General features: G+C 41.9%; 17 protein-coding genes and 1 riboswitch. All 17 genes read right to left on the reverse strand.

Going from position 1 to position 18,919, the window contains the following annotated elements; translation table 11 throughout:
- Positions 1-45 precede the first annotated feature (45 nt).
- The 17 genes from C7972_RS17540 to C7972_RS17620 all read right to left on the reverse strand — a co-directional run bounded on the left by C7972_RS17540 (position 46) and on the right by C7972_RS17620 (position 18,876).
- A complete protein-coding gene (locus C7972_RS17540; RefSeq protein WP_110357463.1) occupies positions 46-411 on the reverse strand; it encodes a hypothetical protein in 366 nt (121 codons plus the stop codon).
- A 36-nt stretch (positions 412-447) separates the two neighbouring features.
- Positions 448-912, reverse strand: a complete 465-nt coding sequence (locus C7972_RS17545; RefSeq protein WP_110357464.1) for a hypothetical protein — start codon at positions 910-912, stop codon at positions 448-450.
- A gap of 122 nt (positions 913-1,034) precedes the next feature.
- A complete protein-coding gene (locus tag C7972_RS17550) occupies positions 1,035-2,123 on the reverse strand; it encodes a serine hydrolase (protein WP_110357465.1) in 1,089 nt (362 codons plus the stop codon).
- A gap of 68 nt (positions 2,124-2,191) precedes the next feature.
- Positions 2,192-3,004: a head GIN domain-containing protein gene (locus C7972_RS17555; protein WP_258364886.1), complete on the reverse strand. Its 813-nt coding sequence runs from the start codon at positions 3,002-3,004 to the stop codon at positions 2,192-2,194.
- Between the two features lie 41 nt (positions 3,005-3,045).
- Positions 3,046-4,143: an acyloxyacyl hydrolase gene (locus C7972_RS17560; protein ID WP_110357511.1), complete on the reverse strand. Its 1,098-nt coding sequence runs from the start codon at positions 4,141-4,143 to the stop codon at positions 3,046-3,048.
- A gap of 140 nt (positions 4,144-4,283) precedes the next feature.
- On the reverse strand, positions 4,284-5,237 hold the full coding sequence (gene metF, locus C7972_RS17565; RefSeq protein ID WP_110357466.1) for a methylenetetrahydrofolate reductase [NAD(P)H]: 954 nt from the start codon (positions 5,235-5,237) through the stop codon (positions 4,284-4,286).
- 333 nt (positions 5,238-5,570) lie between these two features.
- Positions 5,571-8,285 carry a methionine synthase gene (metH, locus tag C7972_RS17570; RefSeq protein ID WP_110357467.1) on the reverse strand — a complete coding sequence of 905 codons (2,715 nt, stop codon included), beginning with the start codon at positions 8,283-8,285 and terminating at the stop codon, positions 5,571-5,573.
- A gap of 41 nt (positions 8,286-8,326) precedes the next feature.
- Positions 8,327-9,268 carry a pyridoxal-phosphate dependent enzyme gene (locus C7972_RS17575; RefSeq protein ID WP_110357468.1) on the reverse strand — a complete coding sequence of 314 codons (942 nt, stop codon included), beginning with the start codon at positions 9,266-9,268 and terminating at the stop codon, positions 8,327-8,329.
- Positions 9,258-10,277 carry a homocysteine S-methyltransferase family protein gene (locus tag C7972_RS17580; protein WP_110357512.1) on the reverse strand — a complete coding sequence of 340 codons (1,020 nt, stop codon included), beginning with the start codon at positions 10,275-10,277 and terminating at the stop codon, positions 9,258-9,260. Before C7972_RS17580 ends, C7972_RS17575 begins: the two co-directional genes overlap by 11 nt.
- A gap of 187 nt (positions 10,278-10,464) precedes the next feature.
- Positions 10,465-10,617, reverse strand: a riboswitch (SAM riboswitch).
- A 171-nt stretch (positions 10,618-10,788) separates the two neighbouring features.
- Positions 10,789-11,853: an NAD(P)/FAD-dependent oxidoreductase gene (locus C7972_RS17585; RefSeq protein ID WP_110357469.1), complete on the reverse strand. Its 1,065-nt coding sequence runs from the start codon at positions 11,851-11,853 to the stop codon at positions 10,789-10,791.
- Positions 11,854-11,929: 76 nt separating this feature from the next.
- The gene (gene cobA / locus C7972_RS17590) at positions 11,930-12,697 is read right to left on the reverse strand and encodes a uroporphyrinogen-III C-methyltransferase (protein ID WP_110357513.1); all 768 of its coding nucleotides are present in this window, start codon (positions 12,695-12,697) and stop codon (positions 11,930-11,932) included.
- A 71-nt stretch (positions 12,698-12,768) separates the two neighbouring features.
- Entirely contained in the window at positions 12,769-14,859 is a 2,091-nt protein-coding gene (locus C7972_RS17595) for a HEPN domain-containing protein (RefSeq protein WP_110357470.1), read from the reverse strand.
- 110 nt (positions 14,860-14,969) lie between these two features.
- Complete coding sequence (locus C7972_RS17600) at positions 14,970-16,217, reverse strand: sulfate adenylyltransferase subunit 1 (RefSeq protein ID WP_110357514.1); 1,248 nt, start codon at positions 16,215-16,217, stop codon at positions 14,970-14,972.
- A gap of 76 nt (positions 16,218-16,293) precedes the next feature.
- A complete protein-coding gene (cysD, locus tag C7972_RS17605) occupies positions 16,294-17,193 on the reverse strand; it encodes a sulfate adenylyltransferase subunit CysD (protein ID WP_110357515.1) in 900 nt (299 codons plus the stop codon).
- 122 nt (positions 17,194-17,315) lie between these two features.
- Positions 17,316-17,939, reverse strand: coding sequence for a phosphoadenosine phosphosulfate reductase family protein (locus C7972_RS17610; RefSeq protein WP_110357471.1), 624 nt, complete (start codon positions 17,937-17,939; stop codon positions 17,316-17,318).
- Between the two features lie 37 nt (positions 17,940-17,976).
- Positions 17,977-18,246, reverse strand: a complete 270-nt coding sequence (locus tag C7972_RS17615) for a DUF2061 domain-containing protein (RefSeq protein WP_110357472.1) — start codon at positions 18,244-18,246, stop codon at positions 17,977-17,979.
- A 219-nt stretch (positions 18,247-18,465) separates the two neighbouring features.
- Complete coding sequence (locus C7972_RS17620) at positions 18,466-18,876, reverse strand: Rrf2 family transcriptional regulator (protein ID WP_110357473.1); 411 nt, start codon at positions 18,874-18,876, stop codon at positions 18,466-18,468.
- Between the last annotated feature and the right edge of the window lie 43 nt (positions 18,877-18,919).

Raw genomic sequence — 18,919 nt, forward strand, 5'->3', positions numbered from 1 at the left:
TTATTACTGCCCAGCAATTTCGTTCACCAACGACCCTGGATATGATCAATATTTATAAATTCTTAGGGAGTAGGCTTTAGTACTGTCAATTGGATAAACAGTCATGGGATAATTGCCAGAAGGCCTAACAACGGGCATTTCTACCGTCTTTTTCTCTGAATTAATTTTATTGGACCTCTTATGGTCCATAAAACCACTAAGCGCATCCTTAAAATTGAAGTCAAAAACAATAGAATCCTTTATCCCAATTTCCTTTTTTCCAAATGCGTTGGCCTCATGCTTGCTCCAATCCTTTACCAATAGATCGCTATTGGCATTTTCATCTAGGGACGATATGGCGCGTTGTTGGGCATTGAGACTACTACTGCCTATAAAAAATATTACCAAACATAAAAAGATGAAATATTTCATTGTATATTTTTGTGGGCATAACACAAGAGTAATTCTTTAAAACTCCTCGCAATGAATACCCTTTTCCAATTGTTTCCTTAAGGCGGTTACCATACTTTTCAATTCCTCGGGTTCCTTGCCGTACTCAAAGGTCACCTTGGATTTCTTGCCGGAAAAATTTTCAATCTCCAACCACTCTGCCCCTCCATCTGCACAATCCGGACATCCCAAGATTTCGGGCAAGGAATTAAATTCATTTAAATCTACTGTTTTTTTAAGAGAGTCCCAACTCAATTGGGTCATGTTTTCTGTACACTTAATGGGTTCTACCTGATTATTCCAACCCGAACGGGAATAGAATACCGTACCCGACCTTAACAACATCTCGTTCTTACAATAGCCCACGCACATACCAAAGGATGTGCCATAACCCAACTGTTTGATATCTGAAGGATTTACCTCATTTTTTTCGCAGGAAAGCAATATCCCAAACATCAATAATAGAAATGCACCTTTGTTCATCTGTATACTTGTGTTAAAAATTAAGCTTGCTCCTAGGAATTCCCTTTGAAGACTCACAACTTACTGAAATACTGAAATTAAGATGTTTATATTGTTCTTTGGTTGCGTGGCCTGGTTTATAATCAAGTAGGGATATTACTATTTAAATCCTTAAGAAAAACAGATATTACCTCTTCCAAGGTATCCAATACCCCAGGATTGGTACAGTTGATTAGAATGGAGAAAACCATATCCTGTTCAGGATACACATAAAATACGGCATATCCCCCTACCCCATTGCCTACATGGCCATAATAGGTCCTCCCCAACTTATCCTGGGTAACCTGCCATCCTAGGCCATAGTAGGTTGGAGTCCCATTAATAATCCCAGAAGTGAGGAATTGGGACTGGATTTTACCTTCCCTAAACTTGGGGTCCAAATATACTTGTCCAAAAAGTGCAATATCCGCTGATGTGGACAAATATCCCCCACCAGCCAATTTATAAGCATTGTTTACAGGGATGGCCTTTCTGAACCCCAATCTACCCTTTGAATAAAAAGTGGTGCCGTTGGGAAGATGATGCCCGGGATTTTCTGGGAATGTATTTTTTAATCCACAAGGATTTAATATTTTTTCCCGAACATAATCGGCGAAGGGGATGCCACTTACCTCCTGCATGGCCAAGGAAATCAACACCCAATCAAAACTGGTATACTGAAAGCCTTTTCCTGGCTCAAAAAGAAGGTCATCATCCTGGAATAGGGCAAGCGACTCCTTTATCCCCAAGGGCTTGTTCAGGCCATATTCCCCTCCGCGATAGCCTCTTATTCCGGCCGTATGTCCTGCCAACTGACGCAAACTAATGTCGAATTCCTTTTTTGGAAAGTATGGAACATATTTATAAATGGAGGCATCCAAATCCAAAAGCCCCTCCCCTACCATTGAGGCTAATGCGGCGGCGGCAATAGGTTTGGACACACTGGCAATCCTAAAGATCGTATTTTGTGGATCTATACGCGTGTGCTGTTCCACATCCGCAAATCCATAACCTTTCTCGAAGTATACTTCATTGTTTTTACGAACCGTAATGGCTAGACCTGGAACCCGTCGGTCATCGATAAGCTTTTGCAATATTTTATCTGCTTGGAGCTTGCCCAATAATTCCATATCCCCACCTATGACCCGTTGGGAGGCAAATAAATTCTTTAGATATTTTATAACAGGATTCATCGGTCTAATAGTAAACTACTTTTAAGTTATGGGAAATAGAGGTTGGAAGCGACCGTAGACTTTGGGTGCTAATCAATAAAAATAAGTTCTCCTTTATACATTTGCTCTACCTCCACCACGGCTGGTCTATTAAAACTAACCACATCACCGGTGCCACGCAAAATGCCTTTAAGCGATTCCTGTGGACTTAAGCGCATATCGTTGGATCCCCTGTGATTAAAGCTAACGTTTTCAGCAATTAAAGCCTCAGCTTCCAGCCGCGAATCCCCAGAGGCAAAAAGGATGTTGAAATTAATAGTTTTACCCCTTAAATTATAATACGAAATTCCATTGGAAACAATGGCCAAATTCTGGGTGTCCAACTCCAAATTGAACTCCCCACTGGTATAGCCGGCATCAGGGTCGTTAAAGCTCTCTGAAATAAGGGTTAAACTGGGAAACGCCAATACACCATCACTTAAAATATCAAGTCCTGTGCTACTTCTAATCTCTGTAATATTGGGAGCCGTGACATATACCTTGGTAAGCCCATATTTTCGCGTAAAATTACAATCATTGGTATCGCGTAACAAAAGTCGGCCATCCACAACCTGCACCTCAACTTCATTACGCAAATTTTCTCCCGTTTCCACTTCTACCTTCAAAGGACTTCCCTGCCTTAGGGTCATTTCTACATTCTCATAGACCGTAATGGCGGTAAAATTAGGTACTTCCACAATTGCCCTGTTAATGTCCCCGGCATTTTGGAAGCAATCAGGGGCATTTTCACTGTTGCAATTCACCAGTAGTATCACCATGGCCAAGTGCATGCCATATCTGGCAACAATGGTCACAAGGCTCTTCCACCTTAACCCTATCTTCAAAATAAAATAGTTCATCATCTTATATCTTTTGAGCAGACTATCTGCCAAATTCATTGACCCTATAATCTAACTCCGACTCCAAATTCCACGGCTTCCGCTTTTGCCCCATGGGATTTTAGAGTTATTGCACCGTATACCTTTTCCGAAAAATAACGCTTTAGACCAATTCTATTATAGACCTTGCCCTCAAAATCAAAAGGGTAATAGACATAATAGCCCAATTGGGCTATAACGGACATTTTATTTACAAAGAGTTCATGGCCCAAAAACAATCCCACGCGTTTATAATCGTCGTCTGCCTGCACTCCATACTCGGGGAACGCTATCGACTGATAACGAATAAGTTCCTTTAAGAAGTTGGAAAAATACACATCTGCACCAAACTGCAGCGCACTTTTTCTGGTAAAGCGTTTGTCCATATAAGCCGAAAAAATGTAAAAAGCATATTGGCCGGAATCCACTACATCGCTCTCATTTATACCAGACCTAAAGGCGAGATTAAGTTTAATAGGCTCTGAAACCTTCAATTTTTCGGTTTTAATATAGTCCCGTTCCTGGCCACCATCCAAATCATAGGTCAACCCCACATTAAGGGCCATGGTGTTGGTAGAGGTATTGGGTGCCGTAACATTGGCGTTGGAATAATGAATTAAGGTTAATCCTGCCTTTAGCCCCAAGCCCTTAAATATATTTTCTTTGTGATAGTTCAACATTAAATAGGTTGAACTTAAAAAATGGGAACCATAGGCATTGTTCCTAAAATTCCTGTTCTTATCAAAGGGGTTGGTATTATAGGCTATACCCTGCCCCAACCTAAATTGAAGGTTTCTCTTAAAAAAATAAAAATTGTAATGGGCATATAGTCCATAATTCTCCCCCAAAGTACTACTGTTCATATTTTGATAAACAAAAGAAAAACCGGTATCGGGATAATTAAATAACTGTTGCCATTCCTCCTCCCCATAGGTCTTTTTATTGTACCCCAGGATAAATCCTCCCGGATGATTGGTAATCAAATGGGAAATATCCGTATTGTGCAATAGCACGGAACCGTAGAACTGACTAGCGTCCAAGGTATATCTCTTGGTTTCTTGCCGGTTTTGTGAAAAGCAAAAAGCTGTCGACAGACAGCTTATAAGAAATAGCTTTAGTTTCATGGGGAGCAAATGTAATGAAAAATTAAAATAGGCGTTTCTAAAACTTGGTAATACTACCTGACTTCCGTGAACACTTGAAATTGACTCAATACAGAATCCATCCCCATCCGTAACCATGCCCTTGCACGCTTGGGCCTCCCTTAAAACAGCTCTTTGGCAATGGCCTCGATATTATCGGATTTTCCCATGGAATAATAGTGCAATACAGGAACCCCTGCCGCTTTCAGCTCCTTGGACTGCTGAATGGCCCACTCAATTCCTACCTGTCTCACATCTGCATTATTTGAACAATCATCTACAGCATCTATCAAATCCTGTGGCAAGTCTATCTTAAAGACCTGTGGCAATAATTGCAAATGTCGCTTTACGGCAATGGGCTTAATCCCGGGTATAATAGGTACATTAATACCCATTTTCTTCGCAGCTTCCACAAACTCAAAAAATTTCTGATTATCAAAAAACATTTGGGTTACTACGTAGTCGGCCCCAGCCTCCACCTTTTCCTGCAATCGTCTTAAATCCGTAGTCAAGGATGGTGCTTCCAAATGCTTTTCAGGGTATCCGGCTACGCCAATGCAAAAATCGGCACTGTGAACGGTCTCTACCTTATCGTGTAAATAATTGCCGTGATTTAAGGCGTGAATCTGTTTTACCAGCTCCGAAGCATAGGCATGTCCACCTTGGGTGGGATTAAAATACTGCTCCTCTTTCCGCGCATCCCCCCGAAGTGCCATCACATTTTGGATACCCAAATATTGACAATCGACCAGTACATATTCGGTTTCCTCCTTGGTGAAACCACCACAGAGCACATGAGGTACGGTATCAACTCCATATTTGTGCTGAATTGAGGCACAAATACCCACAGTTCCAGGTCTCATACGGGTCAACCTTTTATCCAACAACCCGTTCCTATCTATGTACACATACTCTTCCCGAGAAGTAGTAACGTCAATGAAGGGCGGTTTAAACTCCATCAAGGGATCTATATTGTTATATAATTCCTGTATACTTCTACCTTTGACCGGCGGTATGATCTCGAAGGAAAACAATGTCTTACCATCCGCTTTTTTTATGTGTTCCGTTACTTTCATAATTTCTCCTCCTTTCCTTTCCCAAAGAAAAGGCCTATTAGCTATTATATTATTTATTACCCTCTACAAGGGTTGTTCCCATTTATTATTCCTTTCTGTTATGGCAGCCCCCAAACACTCCTTTCAGTAGGTTTGTGGCCGGGCTATCCACTTAATTTTTTTATGCCAAAGTCATAAAAAAGATATCGCTCCTATCCCTGCTGCAAAGACTATCCCTCTCCGTGTATATAGGAATCAAAGTCCAATTGCAATACTATATTTCTTTTCGAGACCGAGACCTACAAGGTTTTAAAACCTTGCAGGTCGCTGAAAAAATCTTGCAGGTCCAGGTCCTTAATCATCCGCAATATTAGGTGCCAACCATCGGGTGGCCTCCTCCATTGGAATTCCTTTCCTCGCTGCAAAATCGGCCACTTGGTCTTCCTTTATTTTGCCTACCCCGAAATACCGCGCTTCGGAATTCCCAAAATAATATCCACTTACACTGGCAGCGGGCCACATGGCCAAACTATCCGTCAACTCCACCCCTATTTTTTCCTTCACTTCCAGTAATTTCCACAACGTCAACTTTTCCAAATGGTCAGGACAAGCCGGATAACCAGGTGCAGGCCTAATGCCTATATAGGATTCCTTGATCAGTTCCTCATTGCTTAAGCCCTCATTGGCAGCATATCCCCAGTGATTGATCCGTACTTCCTTGTGTAAGTATTCCGCAAAAGCCTCCGCAAATCTATCTGCCAATGCCTTGACCATTATACTGTTATAGTCGTCCAAATTTTTGCGATAACCGTCTGCCAATTCATCCGTACCAAAGCCCGTGGAAACACAGAAGCAGCCTATATAATCTTGCAAACCACTTTCTTTAGGGGCTATAAAATCGGATAGCGCAAAATTAGGTTTCCCCACATATTTTTTAGACTGCTGCCTTAAAGTCCTAAAAACAAACTCCTTCCCATTATGGGTAAGGGCTATATCATCATCATTAATGGTATTAGCAGGAAACAGTCCAAAAATAGCCTTTGCTTGAAAAAGTTTGCCATCCAAAATCTTCTTCATCATTTCCTTGGCATCTGCAAAAAGTTCGGTGGCCTGTTTGCCTACGACCCCATCGTTCAAAATATCCGGGTACTTGCCATGCAGTTCCCAACTTCTAAAGAAGGGGGACCAATCAATATAAGGCACCAATTCCCTCAGATCAAAATCCTCGAGTATTTGGATACCCAAGGACTTGGGCTCTACAATTACAGCCTTTGACCAATCCAATTGATATTTATTTTTTCGGGCCTCCCCAAGGGTTAAATACTCCTTGCGCTTGCCCCTATTCAGGAATTTCTGTCTAAAGTCGGCATAATCCAATTTAATGCCTTCCTTATATTTATTGGACGATTCCTTCTGTAGAAGGTCCCCCACTACCGTCACTGCCCTGGAAGCATCATTTACGTGCACCACCGCACTTTTGTACTGAGGGTCTATCTTGACCGCGGTATGCGCCTTACTGGTGGTGGCCCCACCAATGAGCAAGGGAACCGTGAAATTTTGCCGCTCCATTTCCTTGGCCAAAAAAACCATTTCATCCAAAGAAGGGGTAATGAGTCCGCTAAGGCCAATGATATCCACATTCTCTTCCTTGGCGGCATTAATTATCTTTTCTGGGGGGACCATGACTCCCAAATCCACGATCTCGTAATTGTTACAGGCAAGGACCACACTTACAATATTTTTTCCAATATCGTGTACGTCTCCTTTTACGGTCGCCATTAGTATTTTTCCTGCCGATGAGCTGCTACCTTCGGGTAGTGGATTTTTAAGCTTTTCCTCTTCAATATAGGGCAATAGATAGGCCACTGCCTTTTTCATGACCCTGGCAGATTTTACCACTTGGGGCAGGAACATTTTACCACTTTGAAAAAGATCCCCCACCACGTTCATTCCGGTCATCAAGTGTCCCTCGATCACCTCTATTGGTGCTTTTACACTTAATCGGGCCTCTTCAACATCCTCTACAATATATTGATCTATTCCCTTCACCAAGGCACGGGTAATCCTATTTTGCAAGGGTTCTTCCCTCCAGGTAAGGTCTATTTTATTTTCCTTTTCCTTACCAATTACGGTTTCCGCAAATTCCAATAATCGCTCCGTAGCGTCTTCCCTTCGGTTGAGGATTACATCCTCCACATGTTCCAATAGGTCCTTTGGAATATCATCATACACCTCCAACATACTAGGGTTTACAATTCCCATATTCATACCCGCCTTTATGGCATGATAAAGAAACACGGAGTGCATTGCCTCCCGTACCGGGTTATTGCCCCTAAAGCTGAAGGATACATTACTTACCCCACCACTAACACTACAAAAAGGCAGATTTTCCTTTACCCATGCGGTAGCCTTTATAAAGTCGAGCGCATTTAACTTATGCTCGTCCATACCAGTAGCTACGGGAAATATGTTCAGATCAAAAATAATATCCTCTGGGGGGAACCCTACTTTATTCACCAGAATATCATAGGATCGTTGGGTAATTTCCAGTCGCCTTTCGTAATTATCGGCCTGCCCTACCTCATCAAAGGCCATAACAATGACCGCAGCACCATAACGCCTAATTAATTTGGCATGCTTAACAAACTCTTCCTCCCCTTCTTTTAAACTTATGGAATTCACCACACATTTTCCCTGAACTACCTGTAGGCCCGCCTCTATTATCTCCCATTTAGAGCTATCTATCATGATAGGGACCCTGGCAATATCAGGTTCGGCCACGATAAGGTTCAAGAACTTTACCATAACCTCCTTTCCATCAATAAGACCATCGTCCATATTAACATCAATGATCTGCGCGCCGCCTTCCACTTGTTCCCGTGCTATATCCAAGGCTTCCTCAAACTTCTCCTCCTTGATCAATCGCAGGAATTTTTTGGAACCTGCCACATTGGTACGCTCCCCTACATTTACAAAATTGCTTTCGGGAGTTATCACCAAAGGTTCCAAACCCGAGAGTTTCAAAAACCGTTTTGTACTATGTTCTTCCTTATCCGTAGTATTGCTCATTATTTATATATTGACCTCGAAAAAAACACCTAAATGTGTCCTTAAAATGGCAAATTTGATAGTTCCACATTGCCTCCCGAGAGGATGATTCCTATTTTTTTATTCCTATATTTTTCTCTTTCCTTCAACAAGCCCGCAAATGGCACTGCACTGGAAGGTTCAATTACCAGTTTCATTCGCTCCCAGATTAATTTCATGGCAGCGACAATCCCATCCTCTTCCACTCTAATAATATCGGAGACCAATTCTTTGATAATTGGAAAATTTATATCCCCTAAGTTCGTTTTAAGTCCATCCGCAACGGTATCCGTCGTAATATTATATTCTATTTCCCCACTTTTCAAAGCCCTATAAGCATCATCCACCTCCCTTGGCTCAGCTCCTACAACTACACAATTGGTCCCCAAATAATGGGCTGCCAATGCCGTTCCCGCTATGAGTCCACCTCCCCCCACTGGAGTCATAATAAACTCCAAATCAGGATGGTCCTGCAAAAGTTCCAAGGCCGCCGTACCTTGCCCTACTATTACATTCAAGTCGTTGGACGGGTGTAAAAAAACTGCCCCTTCTTCTTCCACGATGGCGGCCGCGGATTTTTCCCTGGCCTCCAAGGTAGGCTCTGAAATAGTGACCAGCCCTCCATAAGCCTTCACTGCCATTGTCTTTACGGCCGGGGCACTGGAGGGCATTACTATATAGGCTTTTACCCCTAATTTTTTTGCCGCCAAAGCTAGGGCCTGACCAAAATTTCCAGAGGAATGGGTTACCACTCCTGCCTTTTTCTGGGTCTCACTTAATTGCTGTACGGCATTAATGGCTCCCCGCATTTTAAATGCTCCCATTTTTTGAAGGTTCTCACATTTAAAGAAAACCTCCGCCCCTGATAATTCGTTCAACAGACGGGAGGTAAGCACCGGTGTTCTATGTACAAAGGGTGCAACCCTATCTCCTGCCTCAAGAACAATCTGCCTGCTAGGTATCATGCTTATGTGCTTCTAAGGTATTTAGAATTCTAGGGGAATAGTCTTTAACCACATCGGCCATTGCCTTGATATGTTCTGGCGTAGTCCCGCAACATCCACCAACTATATTTACCAAACCCTTTTCGGCATATTCCTTGATTTGGGCAGCCATTTCCTCCGGGGTTTCGTCATACTCCCCAAAAGCATTTGGCAATCCGGCATTTGGGTGCGCAGATACGGCATGTTCGGTCTTGGCCGATAGTACCTCCAAATGGGGAACCAACTGGCTAGCTCCCAAGGCACAATTGAAACCTACGGACAATATAGGTATATGGCTTATGGAAATCAAAAAGGCTTCCGCGGTTTGGCCGGACAGGGTCCTACCCGAAGCATCGGTTATAGTACCGCTCACCATAATTGGAACCTCCATATTCCGCTCTTCCTTTACCTCTTCAATAGCAAATAATGCAGCCTTGGCGTTTAAGGTATCAAAGATAGTCTCTACCAGTAAAATATCCACTCCCCCATCCAAGAGAGCCTCTACCTGTTGCTTGTAGGCCAACCTTAACTCATCAAAGGAAACTCCCCTAAAACCAGGATCGTTCACATCTGGCGACATACTGGCCGTTTTATTGGTTGGCCCAATACTCCCCGCAACAAAACGTGGCTTATTAGGTTCCTTGGCCGTAAATTCATCGGCAACAGCCTTCGCTATTTTAGCCGATTCATAATTTAATTCGTAGACCAAATCTTCCATATGATAGTCTGCCATGGCAATAGTTGTACCCGAAAAAGTATTGGTTTCCACAATATCGGCCCCTGCTGCAAAATACAGTCGGTGCACCTCGGCTATAGCCTCTGGCTGGGTAAGGGACAATAGGTCATTATTTCCCTGTAAGGGGTGTTCCCAATCCTTGAATCGTTCCCCCCTAAAATCTTCCTCGGTAAACTTATGCCTTTGTAGCATAGTTCCCATGGCACCATCCAACACCAAAATCCTTTCCTTAAGTACGTCCTGAATATTTTTCATATTACTTTTCAAAAATGTTCGATCCCAAAGACCAAACCAAGATACCATCACAAATGGCCCTAAACGATTTGGGACCACAAAATTAGAAAATTGACACCCGAAAAACAAAGTATAACAACCCGGTTGTCGGTATCAAAAAAATTAATAAAATCAAGTAAGGAAAAGTTTCGGACCTGTGTCTTTCTTTATGTTATCTATTCCCAAATGAAATTCTAGATAAATAGAATAAAACATAGGATTAGAACGTAGCACCTTCTTATTCTTCCCGATGGTTACCGATTAAGAAAAAGGGTTGCTAAGGCTTCACTGGGTCTAGTCCCTCCACCTTTCTTGATAACGTTTCAAATTGATAATGAACTAACTGCAAAGTAACGCATCAGTGCCCTTAAAAACAAGGAAACATTACTTTATTTTACGACTCCCGAAAATTCAATTTCAGGGAAATTATGATAAAACGAAACCTGCCAGATTTCAAGACCTGGCAGGCTAAAAGTTTGATCCCAATTGGGGATTAGGCCAAAATACTTTGAACTACTTCTTTTTTTGCTTCCTTCTTGCTACCATCAAATCCTTCTACCCCTCCTACAGTGGTATATTTCATTACATAACGCTTTCCAGGGTTGATCAACTGGTAGGCACTTTGGCACATCACAGCCGCTTCATGGAACCCGGACAATATTAGTTTAAGCTTTCCTGGGTAGGTGTTTACATCCCCAATGGCATAAACCCCTGGGATATTTGTCTGATAATCATAGGCATTGTTTACCTTAATGGCATTTTTTTCTATTTCAAGTCCCCAATCGCCAATGGGCCCTAATTTTGGGGAAAGTCCGAACAATGGAATAAAATTATCCGCTTCCACATAGCTTTCGCCTTTGGCCTCATCATTGTGTTTTACCACAACGGCTTCCAAATTATCGTCTCCGTACAGTTTAACCACCTCGGCTTCGGTAAATAACTTGATCTTACCTTGTTTGGCCAAGTCAGCAGCTTTTTCCACAGAATCCAGGGCTCCCCTAAATTCATTTCTTCTGTGCACCAAAGACACCTCAGCAGCCACATCGGAAAGGAATATTGCCCAATCCAAGGCCGAATCCCCTCCTCCGGAGATTACTACTTTTTTATCCCTATATACTTCTGGATCCTTTATAATGTATGCCACTCCCTTGTCCTCAAAATCGGCCAAATTGGGGATCAAAGGTTTTCTAGGTTCAAAAGAGCCCAATCCTCCGGCAATAACTACCACCGGAGCATGGTGTTTTGTTCCTTTATTAGTAGTTACCACAAAAGAACCATCTTCCAACTTATCCAAAGTCTCAGCTCTCTCGCCCAAAGTAAACCCAGGTTCGAAAGGTTGTATTTGCTGCATCAGATTCTTTACCAAATCCCCAGCAAGAATTTCCGGAAATGCCGGAATATCGTATATAGGTTTCTTAGGATAAATTTCAGAACATTGACCCCCGGGTTGAGGCAGGGCATCAATAAGATGCGTCTTCAATTTCAACAATCCCGCTTCAAAAACTGTGAACAATCCTGTTGGACCCGCTCCAATAATAAGTATATCTGTCTTTATCATACTACTTTGATTAATTCCTATTTAATTATGACATCCATTAGGGCTTAGGCCCCTTCCTTTGAATGTCTCTCTTTATCTATTGTGCCACCACTTCGTGGCTCTTTAATATTTCGTTAAAATTTAATATGGCAGCCCTATGGCTTACCACCTCTCCAATAATGATAATGGCTGGATTGCTTAATTGTTCCTTAACCACTATTTCCTCAATTGAACCTATAGTCCCAATACCAACCTTTTCGTCTTCCCGGGTACCATTCTGTATTATAGCGATGGGTGTTGCAGATTTTCCTTCCTTCTGGAACAGCCCAACTATCTCCGAAAGTTTGCCCATCCCCATAAGTATAACGATAGTGGCATTGGATTTGGCCGCCAAGGCAACATCTGCGGATAATTTATGATCCTTTGTTGTTCCCGTAATTACCCAAAAACTCTCTGAAGCACCCCTTTTGGTTACCGGTATGTTTTGGGAAGCCGGTACGGCCACCGAAGAGGAGATACCCGGAACCATGGCCACCTCTAGACCTTTACTGGCTGCATATTCCATTTCCTCCGCCCCTCGGCCAAAAACAAAGGGATCACCTCCCTTTAATCTTACAACGTGACCGTGGGTTTTGGCCCTACTAACAATGAGGTCATTTATCTGTTCCTGTTGATAGGCATAGCACCCTTTCCTTTTGCCAACAAAAATATGTTCCGCATTAGGCGCGTAATTCAATAGGGAAACATCCACCAGGGCATCGTACAATACTACATCGGCCGCCTGCAAGGCCTTTATGGCCTTAAGCGTAATCAACTCCACATCACCAGGCCCAGCACCAACGACGGTCAACTGTCCATGGCCCATGGGTACCTGATGGGAAGCAGGAATTCCCACTGTGGTGTCAAGGTGAATATTATCTTTCTTACCGATCATTACTAAGCGTTTGTCAATTCCAATTTCCTAAAAGCTTCCACCTTGGTCAAAAACTCCTCAGCATCATTTAAATAGGCCTTTGCAAAGGACTCTGTTGGTGCATTCCGATTTAATTGAAGCACCATTTTCTCAAAACCTTGCTCCAATTTAAATTTCCCTGAAGCCACAAACAGCTCATCAAAATCCTTTATAATACTGATATGGGTATTTACCTTTGTATTTTCGGCCGTTAATAATGCTTTGGCCGTATTTACCATGGACGAATAGGAATGGTAGATACTGGCCGCCCATTTCCCCTCTTCCAAATTCAATTTAGCAGTTTCAATTTTTTCCTCACTGTCAAACAACAAGGTTGCTATCAAATCTATTACTACCCCGGCGCATTCTCCAATCCCAATAGCTTGTTCATATTTTTCAGAAGTTCCCCAATCAATAAAATCGGATGCCGTTAGGTTATCCACATCTGACAAAGGCTTTAGAAAATCATAAAAATACATTTGGCCCTTTTCTTCATAATATTCTACAAAAGGTTTACCATTGCCGTTGGCATCGTAATCATTTAAAATGAGTCTCAAAGATTCCGGCCCTCTCTTACTAGGTATCTTAATAACCTTATCTGCAAAACGGCCATTTCCGTCCCCAAAATTACCTCCTCCCAATAGCACTTGAAGTGCCGGGGCCACCAATTTATCCTTTGTTCTCACGGACATTCCCTGAAAACCAATATTGGCCATATTATGTTGCCCACAGGCGTTCATACAGCCGCTTATTTTAATAACCACATCCGGGTTATCTATATAATGTGGGTATTCTGCCTTGATCAGCCTTTCCAATTCCTCTGCTATTCCGGTACTACTGGCAATTCCAAGATTACAGGTATCGGTACCGGGACAAGCGGTGATATCCAAGGCAGTATTGTATCCAATTTCGGCAAATCCCAATTTCTCCAACTCCTGATAGAAAAAGGGCACCAACGATTCCTTTACATAAGGAATCAATATATTTTGACGCAGGCTCAATCTAATTTCGCCGGCTGCATATTTTTCCACCAAATCTGCCAATTGCCTGGCTTTTTCTATATAAAAATCGCCCAATAATACCTTGACCCCAATGGCAACATATCCCTGTTGTTTTTGAGGAACCAAGTTGGTAGCCTTCCATTTATCAAAGGCCTTTTGGTCTTTGATGGTTACTTCCGGAGCTTCATTCCCGGCAATATTCACACTTGGATAGGCATCCGCATCTATTTCGTACGTTTGAACAGGTATAGCCAATTGCTCTTCTTCCAACAATTGCCTAAATCCGTCCAAACCAATATCCTTAATTAAAAATTTCATCCTGGCCTTTGCCCTACTTTTTCTTTCCCCATAACGGTCAAAAACACGAACTACACCTTCCATTAACGGTATAATCTTGTCTGTGGGCAGAAAAGAATAGATAACATCTGCATGTCTGGGCTGTGAGCCCAATCCTCCACCTAAAAGCACTTTAAACCCTCTTACTCCATTTTCTATCTTGGCAATAAATCCAAGATCGTGCATGTATGATAGACCTGTATCCTCATCCGAGGCTGAAAAGGAAACTTTAAACTTCCTTCCCATCTCCTGACTAATGGGGTTTCTTAAAAAGTATTGAAACAGGGCATGTGCATAGGGAGAAACATCAAAAGGTTCGTTTATATCTATTCCAGCAGTTTCACTGGCGGTAACGTTCCTCACCGTATTCCCACAGGCTTCCCTGATCGTAATATCATCCTGTTCCAACTGCGCCCATAATTCCGGGGTACGGTTAATATCCACATAATGGATCTGGATATCCTGACGGGTTGTTATATGTAGTCTGCCGGTAGAGTATTCTTCCGATACATCACATATCCTTCTTAACTGCTGGGAGCTAACTTTACCATAGGGTAATTTTATACGAATCATTTGGACCCCTGGCTGTCGTTGCCCATAAATTCCCCTTGCCAAACGTAGACTACGGAATTTTTCCTCATCCAAATTACCGCCTTGAAATTCACGGATCTTAGCTTCCAAGGCTATAATATCCTGTTCTACAATCGGGTTTTCCACTTCTGTTCTAAAAGACCGCATGCTACTTTTATTTTATATTCAAAATAATTAAATTCATTTAAAAGGCTTATCCCATAGGGATAATAGATTAAACTGACAACAATTCCACACCCTAAGGTACGGAAGACGGTTTAGTTTATAAACCCAACCCCAGCTGTTGTATTGGATTGATTATCTATTAGGATAAAGGAGCCATTGGTTCTGTGATTCTTGAAGGAATCATAAAAAATTGGCTTGTTCAATCTAAAGGTGACCTGTGCTATATCGTTCATGCCCAAAGAAGTGATAGAGGTATCTATACCAGAGTAATCTGGATTAATCTTATGGTGAATGTTCTCAACTTTTGCCAAAACCTTGTTTACCCCGTGCTGTACTACATATTTGCTTCCCACGGTTAAATTTTGGGAATCCATCCATGAAACCGTAGCTGTAAATTGTTTGTCTATAGTAGGCAAATCCCCTGCCTTGACCAACATATCCCCCCTGCTTACATTAATCTCGTCTTCCAAGGTAATGGTAACGGAAGAGCGTCTTGTTGCCGTTTTATACTTTTTGTCGTAGAAATAAATATCCTTAATCTTGGATTTGGTCATTGATGGCAAGACCACGACTTCGTCACCAACACTCAGCTCCCCTCCGTACACTTTACCGGCAAATCCCCTAAAATCGTGGAATTCCTCCGTTTTGGGACGTATCACATATTGCACTGGAAATCTTGGGGTACCTACATTATAGATATCCTTTCTGTCCAATCCTTCAAAATGCTCCAATAAGGTCTGCCCTTTGTACCAAGTCATTTTCTCCGACCTGTTTACCACGTTATCCCCCTTAAGTGCACTAACCGGAATAAAGGTTATTTTCTGGTCCTGATAATCCCGTTTGCTCATCAATTTCTCAAAATCGGCCTTGATCTCGTTATATCTTTCTTCCGAATAATCAACCAAGTCCATTTTATTAATGGCTACAATAACATCTTTGATCCTCAATAAATTATTGATAAAAAAGTGTCTATTGGTCTGCTCTATCACTCCTTTTCTTGCATCGATCAAAATAATAGCTGCTTGGGAGGTAGAAGCACCTGTAACCATGTTACGTGTATATTCCACATGTCCAGGAGTATCCGCTATAATATAACTCTTGTTGGGCGTAGAGAAGTAGATATGCGCTACATCTATAGTAATTCCTTGTTCCCTTTCCGCCACCAAACCATCGGTAGCCAAAGAGAAATCCAGATAATCATATCCTTTTTGCTTGCTGGTCTTTTCAATGGCCTCCAACTTATCGTCGGTAAGGGATTTGGTATCATACAGCAATCTCCCTATCAAGGTACTTTTACCGTCATCTACACTTCCTGCTGTTGCTATTTTTAGTACTTCCATTTCTATTGTGTTTTGTATTTGGCATGAGATTCCGTTGACAATTTTCACAAGTGCCAACCCACTTCAAATGCCGACTTTAAAAGTATCCTTGTTGTTTTCTTTTCTCCATGGCAGCTTCGGAGCGCTTATCATCTATTCTAGCTCCCCTTTCCGAAATCTTGGACTCCCTAATTTCGCCAACTACCTTTTCAATGGTATCTGCGTGTGACAATACCGCCGAAGTACAACTCATATCCCCAACAGTTCTAAAACGAACCATACGCTCTTCCACCTTTTCATCTTCAGAGCGAAAAACCACATCATCTTCGGCCGACCATATAAATCCGTCCCTAAGGAATATCTTTCTCTTATGGGCAAAATAAATGGACGGTATTTCTATTTCCTCTTTTTGGATATAGCTCCAAACATCCAATTCTGTCCAGTTACTTATTGGAAATACCCGTACGTTCTGTCCCAACTCTATCTGCCCGTTCAACATATCGAACAACTCTGGACGTTGGTTTTTCTCGTCCCACTGACCAAAATCGTCACGTACCGAAAAGATACGTTCTTTGGCGCGTGCCTTTTCTTCATCCCTCCTGGCTCCACCGATACAGGCATCAAATTTAAATTCCTCAATGGCATCCAACAAGGTAGTGGTCTGTAACATATTCCTGCTGGAGTATTTCCCAGTTTCCTCTACCACTTTTCCCTGATCTATGGAATCCTGAACCTTACGAACAATTAATTCCACCCCCAATTCCTTGACCAACTTATCCCTAAAAGCTATAGTTTCCGGGAAATTATGCCCCGTATCTATATGCATTAACGGGAAAGGTATCTTAGCCGGAAAAAAGGCCTTTTGTGCCAATCTCACCAAGGTAATGGAATCTTTACCTCCCGAAAAAAGCAACACCGGCTTTTCAAACTGCGCCGCAACTTCCCTTAAAATATAAATTGCTTCGTTCTCCAAAGCATTATTGTTCAATACTTCCAATTCATTAGATCCGCTCACGTCTACTACTGTTTCCAATTCTGATTCTACAATGCTCACAATAATTCTGTATTTAATTGGCCTTCCTGTATTGGAAGCAATCGCCAATTGTTAATATTCCTTTCTTAGGTATGCAGTCCACATTCCCGGTTTTCCAATACCTTGGTGGGGTCAAAATATTTATGCTCATTGGGCAAATTCCTGTCCTTTAGGTAAGCATCCAATTGACTATCATTATAATGATAAAATGGACTCACCTTTAAAACCCCGTCCTTGCTTAAACTTAATATATCCAGCGAATCCCTTAGAGCGGTCTGGCCCTGTCTAAGATTCGTAAACCACACATCGGGTTTATGCTCTTCCATAGCCCTTCTAAACGGCTCCAATTTTACCTGCTCCGTAAAAAGTTGATGCCTGGGATCATCTATACCGGGGATCCCCATTATAGCATCCCTGTGCGAAGAGGTTTGCTTGGGTACATACAGCTTTATATTTAAATGCAATCTTGCAATTAGCTCTTCGGCATGTTTGTATGTATTGGGCGTATTGTAACCCGTATCGCACCAAATCACAGGTATATAAGGGGAAACATCCGTTACGGCATGCAAAATGGCCACCTCATATGGACGGAAATTGGTAGTTACCAATGGTTTCTCGGCAGACTGTATTGCCCAGGAAATTATCTCCTCTGGCGGAATCCCCTTAAATTGTTGATTTAACTTATGTATCTGTTGCTCTGTGTATGCCATGATCCTCAATGCTTTAATTTCCTTGAATATTTCCGTTCTACTTCCCCCAACTTATCTTGTTCCAGATTCTTTCATGAAAGAAGTACAACAACATCTTGGTAAACAACTCCACAACTCCAATTGAAAAGGCAACTGACAATGTACCGGTAACGATCCAAGAAATAAGAATGGTGTCCAGAGTTCCAATAATTCTCCAACTAATAGATTTGGCAATACTCCTTTTAGGATTTTCGGAGGACTTATCCGCCTTATAACTTTTGGTTACAGTATTTGAATTATTATTTGAAATTAATTGTTCGGCAATCATATGACAAAAAACTTAAATTTATTACCCTATCGATTTAATAGAGTAAGCAAAAATAGAAATATTTTGCAAAACACAATAAAAAAATATAGTTAAAATTCAACTTACCCTATAAATTTAGTAGATTAACAAAATTTCCCTTGATTTTTAACGATAATGAACGCCCTTGACCAGAATACGGCAAAAACCACCGAACAAACCTGAAAATACTGTTTAAGGCACCTAAGGTACCAGGTCGGCAAGTGTATTGTTCCTAAAGACTTCCAGAGTACTGTCCCTGACCTGTAGCATTAATTTATGTACGGAACAGCTGGCCTCATCCGGACAGTCCTCACATTTTTCGTAGAAGTTTAAACTTACGCAGGGCACCATCGCTATTGGGCCCTCCAAAACCCTCATCACAGTAGTCATTGGAATATCTTTGGGTTCCTTAATTAGGTAATACCCTCCACCTTTTCCTTTTTTGGAACCAAGAAGTCCCGTTTTTCTCAAAGTGAGAAGAATACTCTCCAGAAATTTTTGGGAAATGTTTTCATGTTTGGCTATTTCAGATATCTGAACAGGGGTACGCCCCTTTTGAGCCGCCAAGAAGGTTAGTGCCTTTAATCCGTATTTTGTCTTTTTGGAAAGCATGCAGCGAAGATAAGGAAAATTAACATTCGCTATAAGGCTTGTC

It is taken from the genome of Arenibacter sp. ARW7G5Y1 (genome assembly GCF_003201775.1).
In the GTDB taxonomy this organism is placed as follows: Bacteria; Bacteroidota; Bacteroidia; order Flavobacteriales; family Flavobacteriaceae; genus Arenibacter.

Bases quoted from the DNA above. Each gene is read 5' to 3' on its own strand.
- C7972_RS17540 (WP_110357463.1), bottom strand. From the start codon at position 411: ATGAAATATTTCATCTTTTTATGTTTGGTAATATTTTTTATAGGCAGT.
- C7972_RS17545 (WP_110357464.1), bottom strand. From the start codon at position 912: ATGAACAAAGGTGCATTTCTATTATTGATGTTTGGGATATTGCTTTCC.
- C7972_RS17550 (WP_110357465.1), bottom strand. From the start codon at position 2,123: ATGAATCCTGTTATAAAATATCTAAAGAATTTATTTGCCTCCCAACGG.
- C7972_RS17555 (WP_258364886.1), bottom strand. From the start codon at position 3,004: ATGATGAACTATTTTATTTTGAAGATAGGGTTAAGGTGGAAGAGCCTT.
- C7972_RS17560 (WP_110357511.1), bottom strand. From the start codon at position 4,143: ATGAAACTAAAGCTATTTCTTATAAGCTGTCTGTCGACAGCTTTTTGC.
- metF (WP_110357466.1), bottom strand. From the start codon at position 5,237: ATGAAAGTAACGGAACACATAAAAAAAGCGGATGGTAAGACATTGTTT.
- metH (WP_110357467.1), bottom strand. From the start codon at position 8,285: ATGAGCAATACTACGGATAAGGAAGAACATAGTACAAAACGGTTTTTG.
- C7972_RS17575 (WP_110357468.1), bottom strand. From the start codon at position 9,268: ATGATACCTAGCAGGCAGATTGTTCTTGAGGCAGGAGATAGGGTTGCA.
- C7972_RS17580 (WP_110357512.1), bottom strand. From the start codon at position 10,277: ATGAAAAATATTCAGGACGTACTTAAGGAAAGGATTTTGGTGTTGGAT.
- C7972_RS17585 (WP_110357469.1), bottom strand. From the start codon at position 11,853: ATGATAAAGACAGATATACTTATTATTGGAGCGGGTCCAACAGGATTG.
- cobA (WP_110357513.1), bottom strand. From the start codon at position 12,697: ATGGGCCATGGACAGTTGACCGTCGTTGGTGCTGGGCCTGGTGATGTG.
- C7972_RS17595 (WP_110357470.1), bottom strand. From the start codon at position 14,859: ATGCGGTCTTTTAGAACAGAAGTGGAAAACCCGATTGTAGAACAGGAT.
- C7972_RS17600 (WP_110357514.1), bottom strand. From the start codon at position 16,217: ATGGAAGTACTAAAAATAGCAACAGCAGGAAGTGTAGATGACGGTAAA.
- C7972_RS17610 (WP_110357471.1), bottom strand. From the start codon at position 17,939: ATGGCATACACAGAGCAACAGATACATAAGTTAAATCAACAATTTAAG.
- C7972_RS17615 (WP_110357472.1), bottom strand. From the start codon at position 18,246: ATGATTGCCGAACAATTAATTTCAAATAATAATTCAAATACTGTAACC.
- C7972_RS17620 (WP_110357473.1), bottom strand. From the start codon at position 18,876: ATGCTTTCCAAAAAGACAAAATACGGATTAAAGGCACTAACCTTCTTG.